The 12,054-nt window shown below is 70.0% G+C and carries 6 protein-coding genes; 4 read left to right on the plus strand and 2 right to left on the minus strand.

Annotated elements, in window-relative coordinates; all coding sequences use genetic code 11:
- Positions 1-214 precede the first annotated feature (214 nt).
- On the plus strand, positions 215-3,034 hold the full coding sequence (secA, locus tag ACH5AF_RS00080; RefSeq protein ID WP_398898990.1) for a preprotein translocase subunit SecA: 2,820 nt from the start codon (positions 215-217) through the stop codon (positions 3,032-3,034).
- An 879-nt stretch (positions 3,035-3,913) separates the two neighbouring features.
- On the opposite strand, the gene ACH5AF_RS00085 is transcribed toward secA, so the two are convergent.
- On the minus strand, positions 3,914-4,345 hold the full coding sequence (locus ACH5AF_RS00085; RefSeq protein WP_398898992.1) for an Rv3235 family protein: 432 nt from the start codon (positions 4,343-4,345) through the stop codon (positions 3,914-3,916).
- Between the two features lie 278 nt (positions 4,346-4,623).
- Between ACH5AF_RS00085 and ACH5AF_RS00090 the strand changes: the two genes are divergently transcribed.
- Complete coding sequence (locus ACH5AF_RS00090; protein WP_398898994.1) at positions 4,624-5,130, plus strand: DUF6912 family protein; 507 nt, start codon at positions 4,624-4,626, stop codon at positions 5,128-5,130.
- A 56-nt stretch (positions 5,131-5,186) separates the two neighbouring features.
- Complete coding sequence (locus ACH5AF_RS00095; protein WP_398898996.1) at positions 5,187-5,864, plus strand: HAD family hydrolase; 678 nt, start codon at positions 5,187-5,189, stop codon at positions 5,862-5,864.
- A 48-nt stretch (positions 5,865-5,912) separates the two neighbouring features.
- On the opposite strand, the gene ACH5AF_RS00100 is transcribed toward ACH5AF_RS00095, so the two are convergent.
- Positions 5,913-6,485, minus strand: a complete 573-nt coding sequence (locus tag ACH5AF_RS00100) for a DJ-1/PfpI family protein (protein WP_398898998.1) — start codon at positions 6,483-6,485, stop codon at positions 5,913-5,915.
- 367 nt (positions 6,486-6,852) lie between these two features.
- Between ACH5AF_RS00100 and ACH5AF_RS00105 the strand changes: the two genes are divergently transcribed.
- Entirely contained in the window at positions 6,853-11,787 is a 4,935-nt protein-coding gene (locus ACH5AF_RS00105) for an NAD-glutamate dehydrogenase (RefSeq protein ID WP_398899000.1), read from the plus strand.
- Positions 11,788-12,054 lie beyond the last annotated feature (267 nt).

Below are 12,054 nucleotides of genomic sequence, written 5' to 3' on the forward strand. Positions count from 1 at the left end.
CGATGCGAGCACTTTTGGCGGCTTCCCGGCACCTTCGGCGCTTCCCGCGCGTTCTCCTGTATGGCGGACGGCAGGCCCGCGTGACGATGGACCTCCCGGCGCGGCGGTGTCCTCGCTTACGATGGCCGATGCGGTGGGGACCACCTGCCGTGCCCGCGCCAGTGTCCGTCACACGACCCAGTGCCAGGCCCGACCGGCAAGGAGACCAACCTCAGTGTCCGTCTTCAACAAGCTCATGCGTGCAGGCGAAGGCAAGATCCTGCGCAAACTGCACCGCATCGCGGACCAGGTCAACTCCATCGAAGAGGACTTCGTCAACCTCTCCGACGCCGAGTTGCGGGCGCTCACCGAGGAGTACAAGGAGCGCCACGCCGACGGTGAGAGCCTGGACGACCTGCTTCCCGAGGCGTTCGCCACCGTCCGCGAGGCCGCGAAGCGCGTCCTCGGCCAGCGCCATTACGACGTGCAGCTGATGGGCGGCGCCGCCCTTCACCTCGGATACGTCGCCGAGATGAAGACCGGTGAGGGCAAGACCCTCGTCGGCACCCTGCCCGCGTATCTGAACGCGCTGTCCGGCAAGGGTGTCCACCTGATCACGGTCAACGACTACCTCGCCGAGCGCGACTCGGAGCTGATGGGCCGGGTGCACAAGTTCCTCGGCCTGACCGTCGGCTGCATCCTGGCGAACATGACGCCCGCGCAGCGCCGCGAGCAGTACAACTGCGACATCACGTACGGCACGAACAACGAGTTCGGCTTCGACTACCTGCGTGACAACATGGCGTGGTCCAAGGACGAACTGGTTCAGCGCGGCCACAACTTCGCCTGTGTCGACGAGGTCGACTCGATCCTCGTCGACGAGGCCCGCACGCCGCTGATCATCTCCGGTCCCGCCGACCAGGCCACCAAGTGGTACGGGGACTTCGCCAAGCTCGTGACCCGTCTCACCAAGGGCGAGGCGGGCAACCCGCTCAAGGGCATCGAGGAGACCGGCGACTACGAGGTCGACGAGAAGAAGCGCACCGTCGCCATCCACGAGGCGGGCGTCGCCAAGGTCGAGGACTGGCTGGGCATCGACAACCTCTACGAGTCGGTCAACACACCCCTCGTCGGCTACCTGAACAACGCCATCAAGGCCAAGGAGCTGTTCAAGAAGGACAAGGACTACGTCGTCATCGACGGCGAAGTCATGATCGTCGACGAGCACACCGGCCGTATCCTCGCCGGCCGCCGCTACAACGAGGGCATGCACCAGGCGATCGAGGCGAAGGAAGGGGTGGACATCAAGGACGAGAACCAGACGCTCGCCACGATCACCCTCCAGAACTTCTTCCGCCTCTACGACAAGCTCTCCGGCATGACCGGTACGGCCATGACCGAGGCCGCCGAGTTCCACCAGATCTACAAGCTCGGCGTCGTCCCGATCCCGACCAACAGGCCGATGGTCCGCATGGACCAGTCGGACCTGATCTACCGGACAGAGGTCGCCAAGTTCGCGGCCGTCGTGGACGACATCGCGGAGAAGCACGAGAAGGGGCAGCCGATCCTCGTCGGCACCACCTCGGTCGAGAAGTCCGAGTACCTCTCGCAGCAGCTGAACAAGCGCGGCATCCAGCACGAGGTGCTCAACGCCAAGCAGCACGACCGTGAGGCGACGATCGTCGCCCAGGCCGGCCGCCGCGGCGCCGTCACCGTCGCCACGAACATGGCCGGCCGCGGTACGGACATCAAGCTCGGCGGCAACCCCGACGACCTCGCGGAGGCGGAGCTGCGTCAGCGCGGTCTCGACCCGGTCGAGCACGTCGAGGAGTGGGCGGCGGCGCTGCCCGCGGCGCTGGAGCGCGCCGAGGCGGCCGTGAAGGCGGAGCACGACGAGGTCAAGGAGCTCGGCGGCCTGTACGTGCTGGGCACCGAGCGGCACGAGTCGCGTCGTATCGACAACCAGCTGCGCGGCCGTTCCGGCCGTCAGGGCGACCCGGGCGAGTCCCGCTTCTACCTGTCGCTGGGCGACGACCTGATGCGTCTGTTCAAGGCCCAGATGGTCGAGCGCGTGATGGCGATGGCGAACGTCCCCGACGACGTCCCGATCGAGAACAAGATGGTGACCCGGGCGATCGCCTCCGCGCAGTCCCAGGTGGAGCAGCAGAACTTCGAGACGCGTAAGAACGTCCTCAAGTACGACGAGGTGCTCAACCGCCAGCGCGAGGTCATCTACGGCGAGCGCCGGCGCGTCCTGGAGGGTGAGGACCTGCACGAGCAGGTGCGCCACTTCATGGACGACACCATCGACGCCTACATCCAGGCCGAGACCGTCGAGGGCTTCGCCGAGGAGTGGGACCTCGACCGGCTGTGGGGCGCGTTCAAGCAGCTCTACCCCGTGAAGATCACGGTCGAGGAGCTGGAGGACGCGGCGGGCGACCGGGCCGGTATCACCGCCGAGTTCATCGCCGAGTCGATCAAGGAAGACATCCACGCGCAGTACGACGAGCGCGAGAAGCAGCTCGGCTCGGAGATCATGCGTGAGCTGGAGCGGCGCGTCGTGCTGTCCGTGCTGGACCGCAAGTGGCGCGAGCACCTCTACGAGATGGACTACCTCCAGGAGGGCATCGGCCTGCGCGCCATGGCGCAGAAGGACCCGCTGGTCGAGTACCAGCGCGAAGGCTTCGACATGTTCACCGCCATGATGGAGGGCATCAAGGAGGAGTCCGTCGGCTACCTGTTCAACCTGGAGGTCCAGGTCGAGCAGCAGGTCGAGGAGGTCCCGGTGCAGGACGCCGCGGAGAAGCCCTCGCTGGCCAAGGAGGAGGCGGTCCCGGCGGGTGCCGCGCGCCCGGAGATCCGCGCGAAGGGCCTGGAGGCCCCGCAGCGTCCGGACCGGCTGCACTTCTCGGCGCCCACCGTGGACGGCGAGGGCGGCATCGTCGAGGGCGACTTCGAGAACGACGGCGGACAGGCGCGGTCGGATACGGACGGCATGACGCGCGCGGAGCGCCGCAAGGCGGCGAAGGGCGGCGGTCGCCGCCGCAAGAAGTAAGGGCTGGGACAACGCGGCCGGGGCCGGACACCGAGGATGGAGGATGGTGTCCGGCCCCGGCCGCGTTGCGGTGCGGGTGAGGCCCGTGTGGCGGTGTGGGCCGGTCGGGCCGAGGCTGTAGGGCGGCCAAGGGCGCCCTGGCACGGTGGTGCACCGTGCCCTGGCACGGTGGTTCACCGTTCTCCGCCGGGCCAGGGCGCCCTGCGGAGGTCGGGGGTGGGCGGTACGGGGGTCCCTGGCCAGGAGCGCCGTAGCGCGTGCGTGCTGTCACCTGAGGCCCGCATATGAGGACGGTGCAAGACCTCTGGGACGTCTTGCGGGCTTCTAGGCGCGTCCCGGGGGCTTCACAGGCTCCGCACCGACCGATGATCTCGCCTCGGTGGGCTGTTACCTGACGCCACCACCTGCCCGCCGGGTCGGGTCTGGACTTCCACGCGGGGCCTGGCACCTTCCACGCGGGCGCGGCTCGGGTGGCTGGGCTCGCTTGGCTGGGCCCGATGCTCGGCTGAACCCTGCGGGCCACAGGCCGGCGCCCAGCGGCCCCGTACCGGGCCCGGGTCGGCCCTGTACCGGCCCGGCCGCCCCTCGCCTGTGACCCTGTAGCCGCCGCGCAGCGGGGCCCCACACGGGGCCGACAGCCGCGCCCACCGTCGATGTGCCCGTGGTGCTCAGCCGCGCCCTTGTGGCGCGGGAGGCGGGGCTCAGGCCCGCAGTGGGTCTCAGCTGCGGCGGCCATGCGGCGCGGGGGGAGAACACGATCCCGCAGTGCCGACCCGCCGCGGCGGCCTTGTGGCGCGGGACGGCGGACACGGGCCCGATGACCATGCCACCGCACGCGCGGATCCCGCTGAGGCGGTGCCCGTGCTCGTTCCCGCGGGCTCATGCGCCGCTGTCCACCGGGTTGCGTTCGCCGCCCAGTTCCACCGCCGCGCAGCGCCAGCGGTGGTCGGAGCCCTGTTCGAGGCGGAACGCCATCGCCCTGACCCGGTCGCCCGAGCCGATGCGGGCGAACGCCTCGATCACGCCCGGGCCCGGGTGGAACTCGCCGCAGTGGCGGACGACCGGCATCACCCGGTCGGCCGGGCGCAGCGGTGCTCCAGGGGCCAGGCGGATCAGTTGTTCGTACGCTTCGCCGATCGTGTGCCCGAGCATCCAGTGCACCGGGCGCTGGCCGCTCAGCACCGCGAGGAGGCGGTCGGCGAACCAGTAGTGCGGTTTGTGCTGCCTGCTCCGTGCGCGGGCCAGTGCCGTGGCTGCCACCGCGGCGGGCCTTCGCTGGTCGCGTCGGCCTGCGGGCCGGGTCCTGTCCATGCAGATCGCCCCCGATGTGCCTGTCCCGGCTTTCGTACCGGGAAGTAGCTTCGACGGGGAACTTCTACGGCGCGGGTCCACCGGCTGCAACAGCCCCTGTCCTCCGCGGACGCCCCGGCGGGAATCACCTATCCGGGTGACCCGGCCCTTGCCGGGACCGGTGAACAGGCCCTGTGCGGGGACCGAAGTGGACGGTGCGAGAGGGGGCAGGCGCACGCTCGAAGGGGTACGCCGCACGTATCCTGAGGGCGCATTTCCGACTACGAAAGCGGCCAGCCATGCGCGTCTACGTCCCCCTGACCCTTCCCGGTCTCGCAGAGGCGCACAGGACAGGTCAGCTGGGTCCCGGCCCGCTGTCCGCGTACGCCGTCACCCCGGGACTGCGCGAGTGGTACGTCTCCGACGACATCGAGGAGCTGGAGTACGCCGCGCTCAGCCGCGCCGCCGCCGCGTCCCTGCGCCTGCTGGCGGGCGCTCCGTCCGCGGCCCGGCGCCGGGTCGTCGTCGCCGTCGATGTGCGGGACGAGGACGCGGTGGCCGATCCCGACCGCGTGCTCGACGCGAGCGCACTCGGTGAGGTCCGTATCGGCGCCGCGGTGCCGATGTCCAAGGCCGCGGCCGTCCATGTCGACGCCGATGACGCCGTGGCGGACGTGACCGCGGCGGTGGACGCGCTCGGGGCCGCCGATCACGGCGACGACGACGCCCGCTTCACGGTCGACGGCGCCGAGGACCACGAGCTGCTCTGGTACGGCGTGCAGGAGATCCCGAACATCGTCGGCTGAGCACACGGGGCACGGGCCGGTAGCGTTGTCGTACGCGGCCGGTACCGTTTGTCGGCATGGGGATCTCGGGGAATCACAGCGCCCACCTGGTGTGGGACTGGAACGGCACGTTGCTCGACGACATCGGCGCGGTCATCGAGGCGACCAATGTCGCCTTCGCGGAGATCGGCCTCGAGCAGATCACGCTCGAGCGCTACCGCGAGCTGTACTGCGTGCCGGTCCCGCGCTTCTACGAGCGGCTGATGGGCCGGCTGCCCACGGACGACGAGTGGCTCGTCATGGACGCAGCCTTCCACCGGCACTACTGGGCGAGGGCCGACGCTTGCAGCCTCGCCGCGGGCGCGGCCGAGCTGCTCGTAAGGCGGCAGGAGTCCGGGCTGACGCAGTCGCTGCTGTCGCTGGCACCCCATGAGCATCTGATACCGATCGTGCGACGGCACGGCATCGAGGAGCGGTTCGTCCGGGTGGACGGGCGGCTCGGCGCCTCGGTCACGGGCAAGGCGGAGCACATGGTGCGCCACCTGTCCGCGCTGGAGGGCGTCGCGTCCGACCGGGTCGTGGTCATCGGTGACGCGGCGGACGACGCCGTGGCGGCGGGGCACGTCGGGGCGAAGGCCGTGCTGTATACCGGCGGATCGCACAGCAGGCGGAGTCTGGAGAAGGCGGGGGCACCGGTGGTGGACTCGCTGGAGGAGGCCGTGGCCGTGGCGGAGGAGCTCGTCTCCGCGGCATAGCCGCCCGGCCGGCCTCGGGGCGGGCCGGGCGGCCGTCAGGGGTTTCGCTCAGTCCTTGACCAAGGGCGCCTTCTCGCGCAGCACCTTGAGGAAGGCGCGCATCCACGCCGCATGGTCCGGCCAGGCCCGCGAGGAGACGAGGGTGCCGTCGACGACGGCCTCCGCGTCCTTGAACGACGCTCCGGCGGCCTGCATGTCCAGCTCCAGAGCCGGATAGGCGGTCACCCGGCGGCCCTCCAGGCCGCCGATCGCCGCCGTGAGCAGGGGGCCGTGACAGATCTGTGCCACGGGCTTGTCCGCGTCGAAGAAGGCCTTGAGAATCTTGCGCAGCTCGGCATCATTGCGGAGGTACTCCGGGGCGCGCCCGCCGGGGACGACGACGGCGGCGTACGCCCCCGAGTCCACCTCGGAGAAGGCCAGGTCGGCGGGCCAGGTGTAGCCCGGCTTCTCGGTGTACGTGTCGAAGCCCGGCTCGAAGTCGTGCACGACGAACTGCAGCTTCTTTCGGGTGGGTGCCGCGATGTGCACCTCGTACCCCTCCTCCAGCAGCCGCTGGTAGGGGTAGAGGACCTCCAGCGATTCGGCGGCGTCCCCGGTGACGATGAGGATCTTCGTGGTCATGGCAGCTCCCGGTGAGTGGTTGCCAGAAGGGCCTGTGTCGCTGTCCAGAGTGTCAAACTTCGGGGCACTCTTTTGTACACATACGGCTCATGACGGTTCGGGGGTCAGGGGCGATAGCCTGGGGGCGTGATCAGCGCGATACGCCGTGGGGGCAGCGAAGCCCCCGGCCTGCGCCCGGAGCGCCACAGTGCCCGGGCGGTACCTGATCTTCTCTGTCCGGCCTTCCCGCCTTATTCGGCTGATATCGGACCGGACTTCTCTCATCGCGGCATAACGTCGACTGCGACCGGACACCCCGCGTCGTGGCGTTGCGTCGCAGCATCTTTCACCTACGTCACGCAACGGCGCGCGACAGGAGCCAGAGGACATGCAGACCAAGCTGGACGAAGCCAAGGCCGAGCTGCTCGCACGGGCCGCCCGGGTAGCTGAGAACAGCCCGGTCGGGGGGCACCTTCCGACTGGGGACGAGCAGGGAAAACGTCCCGACCGGGACACCCTGCTCAAGTTCCTCCAGCGCTACTACCTGCACACCGCTCCGGAGGACCTCGCCGACCGTGACCCGGTCGACGTCTTCGGTGCTGCACTTTCCCACTACCGGCTCGCCGAAAACCGCCCGCAGGGCACGGCGAACGTCCGCGTGCACACCCCGACCGTGGAGGAGAACGGGTGGACATGCAGCCACTCAGTCGTCGAGGTCGTCACCGACGACATGCCCTTCCTGGTCGACTCGGTCACCAGTGAGCTCTCCCGGCAGGGCCGCGGCATCCATGTCGTGATCCACCCGCAGGTCGTCGTCCGCCGTGATGTGACCGGTCGGCTCATCGAGGTGCTGCCGGTCGAGGCGAGCGCCAAGGACCTGCCGCACGACGCGTTCGTCGAGTCCTGGATCCATGTCGAGATGGACCGCGAGACCGACCGCGCCGACCTCAAGCAGATCACCGCCGACCTGCTGCGTGTCCTGTCCGACGTCCGCGAGGCGGTCGAGGACTGGGAGAAGATGCGTGACAGCGCGCTGCGCATCGCCGACGAGCTCCCGAACGAGCCCACCGCCGACGACCTGCGCGAGCAGGAGGTCGACGAGGCCCGCGAGCTGCTGCGCTGGCTCGCAGCCGACCACTTCACATTCCTCGGCTACCGCGAGTACGAGCTGGTCAACGGAGACGCGCTCGCCGCCGTCCCCGGCACCGGCCTCGGCATACTGCGCTCCGACCCGCACCACACCGAGGACGAGGCGCACCCGGTCAGCCCGTCCTTCAGCAGGCTGCCCGCCGATGCCCGCGCCAAGGCCCGCGAGCACAAGCTGCTCGTGCTGACGAAGGCCAACAGCCGCGCCACCGTGCACCGGCCCTCCTACCTCGACTACGTCGGCGTCAAGAAGTTCGACGCCGAGGGCAACGTCGTCGGCGAGCGCCGCTTCCTCGGTCTGTTCTCCTCCGCCGCGTACACCGAGTCCGTGCGCCGCGTGCCCGTCATCCGCCGGAAGGTGGACGAGGTCCTCGAGGGCGCCGGCTTCTCGCCGAACAGCCACGACGGCCGCGACCTGCTGCAGATCCTGGAGACGTACCCGCGCGACGAGCTGTTCCAGACGCCCGTCGACCAGCTCCGGTCGATCGTCACCAGCGTGCTCTACCTCCAGGAGCGCCGACGGCTTCGGCTGTACCTGCGCCAGGACGAGTACGGGCGCTACTACTCCGCCCTGATCTACCTGCCGCGCGACCGCTACACCACCGGCGTCCGCCTGCGTCTGATCGACATCCTCAAGGAGGAGCTCGGCGGCACCAGCGTCGACTTCACCGCGTGGAACACCGAGTCGATCCTGTCCCGGCTCCACTTCGTCGTCCGCGTCCCGGCCGGCACCGTGCTGCCCGACCTGACCGACGCCGACACCGAGCGCATCGAGGCCCGGCTGGTCGAGGCGGCCCGCTCCTGGGCCGACGGCTTCGGCGAGGCGCTGAACGCCGAATTCGGCGAGGAGCACGCCGCCGAGCTGCTGCGCCGCTACGGGAACGCCTTCCCCGAGGGCTACAAGGCCGACCACACACCGCGGTCCGCCGTGGCCGACCTGGTCCGCATGGAGGAGGTCACCCACTCCGAAAAGGACTTCGCCCTCTCGCTGTACGAGCCGGTCGGCGCGGTCCCGGGCGAGCGCCGCTTCAAGATCTACCGGACCGGCGAGCAGGTCTCCCTGTCCGCTGTGCTGCCGGTCCTGCAGCGCCTCGGCTGCGAGGTCGTCGACGAGCGTCCGTACGAGCTGCGCTGCGCCGACCGTACGCACGCCTGGATCTACGACTTCGGTCTGCGCATGCCACGCTCCGGCGGCAACGGCGACTACCTCGCCGACGACGCACGCGAGCGGTTCCAGGACGCCTTCGCCGCCGTGTGGACGGGCGAGGCCGAGAACGACGGCTTCAACTCGCTGGTCCTCGGCGCCGGGCTCAACTGGCGTGAGGCGATGGTGCTGCGTGCGTACGCCAAGTACCTGCGCCAGGCCGGGTCGACGTTCAGCCAGGACTACATGGAGGACACCCTCCGCAACAACGTCCACACCACCCGCCTGCTCGTCTCCCTCTTCGAGGCCCGGATGTCGCCGGACCGCCAGCGGGCGGGCACCGAGCTGATCGACGGCCTCCTCGAGGAGGTCGACGGCGCGCTCGACCAGGTCGCCAGCCTGGACGAGGACCGCATCCTGCGGTCGTTCCTCACCGTCATCAAGGCGACGCTGCGCACCAACTTCTTCCAGGCCGCGGAGAGCGGCAAGCAGCACGGCTACGTGTCGATGAAGTTCGACCCGCAGGCCATCCCCGACCTGCCGGCCCCCCGCCCCGCCTTCGAGATCTGGGTGTACTCGCCCCGCGTCGAGGGCGTGCACCTGCGCTTCGGCAAGGTCGCGCGAGGCGGTCTGCGCTGGTCCGACCGGCGCGAGGACTTCCGTACGGAGATCCTCGGCCTGGTCAAGGCGCAGATGGTCAAGAACACGGTGATCGTGCCGGTGGGCGCGAAGGGCGGCTTCGTCGCCAAGCAGCTCCCGGACCCGTCCGTGGACCGCGACGCCTGGCTCGCCGAGGGCATCGCCTGCTACCGGACCTTCATCTCCGCGCTGCTCGACATCACCGACAACATGGTCGCGGGCGAGGTCGTTCCGCCGGCCCAGGTCGTCCGGCACGACGAGGACGACACCTACCTGGTCGTCGCGGCGGACAAGGGCACCGCGTCCTTCTCCGACATCGCCAACGAGGTGGCCGTCGCCTACAACTTCTGGCTGGGCGACGCCTTCGCCTCCGGCGGCTCGGCCGGTTACGACCACAAGGGCATGGGCATCACGGCCCGCGGCGCATGGGAGTCGGTCAAGCGGCACTTCCGCGAGCTGGGCCACGACACCCAGACCCAGGACTTCACCGTCGTCGGCGTCGGAGACATGTCCGGCGACGTGTTCGGCAACGGCATGCTGCTCAGCGAGCACATCCGGCTCGTCGCTGCCTTCGACCACCGCCACATCTTCATCGACCCGACGCCCGATGCGGCCGTCTCGTACGCCGAGCGCCGCCGGCTCTTCGAGCTGCCGCGCTCGTCGTGGGCCGACTACAACACGGAGCTGCTGTCCCACGGCGGCGGCATCCACCCGCGCACCGCCAAGTCGATCCCCCTCAACGCGGCGATGCGCGAGGCCCTCGGCATCGAGCCGGGCACCTCCAAGGTGACCCCCGCCGAGCTGATGAAGGCCATCCTCAAGGCCCCGGTCGACCTGTTGTGGAACGGCGGCATCGGTACGTACGTCAAGGCGTCCACCGAGTCGCACGCCGACGTCGGCGACAAGGCCAACGACGCGATCCGCGTCAACGGCGAGGACCTCCGCGTCCGCGTCGTCGGCGAGGGCGGCAATCTGGGTCTGACCCAGCTTGGCCGTATCGAGTTCGACCGCCACGGCGGCAAGGTCAACACGGACGCGATCGACAACAGCGCCGGTGTGGACACCTCCGACCACGAGGTGAACATCAAGATCCTGCTCAACGGGCTGGTCGCGGACGGCGACATGACCGTCAAGCAGCGCAACCAGCTGCTCGCGAAGATGACCGACGAGGTCGGCGCGCTCGTCCTGCGCAACAACTACGCGCAGAACACCGCCCTCGCCAACGCGGTCACCCAGTCGCCGTCCCTGCTCCACGCCCACCAGCGCTTCATGCGGCGCCTCGGGCGGGACGGGCACCTGGACCGGGCGCTGGAGTTCCTGCCCAACGACCGGCAGATCCGTGAGCTGCTGAACGCCGGCAAGGGGCTCAGCCAGCCGGAGCTGGCCGTCCTGTTGGCGTACACCAAGATCACGGTGGCCGACGAGCTGATCCGCACGTCGCTGCCGGACGACCCCTACCTGCGCAGGCTGCTACACGCGTACTTCCCCAAGCCGCTGCGCGAGCAGTTCCCCGACGCGATCGACGCGCACGCCCTGCGGCGCGAGATCGTCACGACCGTGCTGGTCAACGACACGGTGAACACCGGTGGCTCGACCTTCCTGCACCGTCTGCGGGAGGAGACCGGCGCGTCGATCGAGGAGATCGTGCGGGCGCAGACCGCGGCGCGCGTGATCTTCGGTCTGAGCGAGGTGTGGGACGCCGTGGAGGCGCTGGACAACCAGGTCGCGGCCGACGTCCAGACGCGTATCCGGCTGCACTCGCGCCGGCTCGTCGAGCGCGGCACGCGCTGGCTGCTGGGCAACCGGCCGCAGCCGCTGGAGCTCGCGGAGACCATCGAGTTCTTCTCCGAGCGGGTGGAGGAGGTGTGGGCCTCGCTGCCGAAGATGCTGCGCGGCGCGGACCTCGAGTGGTACCAGGGCATCCTGGACGAGCTCACCGGGGCGGGCGTGCCCGAGGAGCTCGCGCTGAGGGTGGCCGGGTTCTCGTCGGCGTTCCCGACACTGGACATCGTCGCGATCGCGGACCGTACGGGGCAGGAGCCGCTGGCGGTCGCCGAGGTGTACTACGACCTCGCGGACCGGCTCTCCATCACGCAGCTGATGGACCGGATCATCGAGCTGCCGCGGGCTGACCGCTGGCAGTCGATGGCCCGCGCCTCGATCCGCGAGGACCTGTACGCGGCGCACGCTGCGCTGACGGCGGACGTCCTGTCGGTGGGCAACGGCAGCGCGACGCCGGAGGAGCGCTTCAAGTCCTGGGAGCAGAAGAACGCGGCGCTGCTGGGGCGTGCGCGGTCGACGCTGGACGAGATCCAGGGCTCGGACACGTTCGATCTGGCGAATCTGTCGGTGGCGATGCGGACGATGCGGCAGTTGCTGCGGGCGCACAGCTGACGGTCGTGTGGGGCGGGGTGGGGTTGTTTCCCCACCCCGCCCCTTCCCGTAGCCCGGGCTGCGCCCCGGGCCCCTGGGTGAGGGTGCTGACACCCCGGACCCCCGAGCGGCGGCTTCGCGCCATGGACTTGCCCGGCCCGGCGGTGTGGTCTCGTGCCGCTGATGTCCGGCCCTGCGGGGTGCCGCCCGCGGGGATGCCGGGTGTTGCGCCCGGCCGGGTGACCCGGGCCCCGGGCCGCCCGGCCCGACGCGGCGGTGGTCGGACCT

The sequence above is a fragment of the Streptomyces sp. NPDC018833 genome (assembly GCF_044390825.1).
Taxonomy (GTDB): domain Bacteria; phylum Actinomycetota; class Actinomycetes; order Streptomycetales; family Streptomycetaceae; genus Streptomyces.

Bases quoted from the DNA above. Each gene is read 5' to 3' on its own strand.
- ACH5AF_RS00095 (WP_398898996.1), top strand. From the start codon at position 5,187: ATGGGGATCTCGGGGAATCACAGCGCCCACCTGGTGTGGGACTGGAAC.
- ACH5AF_RS00090 (WP_398898994.1), top strand. From the start codon at position 4,624: ATGCGCGTCTACGTCCCCCTGACCCTTCCCGGTCTCGCAGAGGCGCAC.
- ACH5AF_RS00085 (WP_398898992.1), bottom strand. From the start codon at position 4,345: ATGGACAGGACCCGGCCCGCAGGCCGACGCGACCAGCGAAGGCCCGCC.
- ACH5AF_RS00100 (WP_398898998.1), bottom strand. From the start codon at position 6,485: ATGACCACGAAGATCCTCATCGTCACCGGGGACGCCGCCGAATCGCTG.
- ACH5AF_RS00105 (WP_398899000.1), top strand. From the start codon at position 6,853: ATGCAGACCAAGCTGGACGAAGCCAAGGCCGAGCTGCTCGCACGGGCC.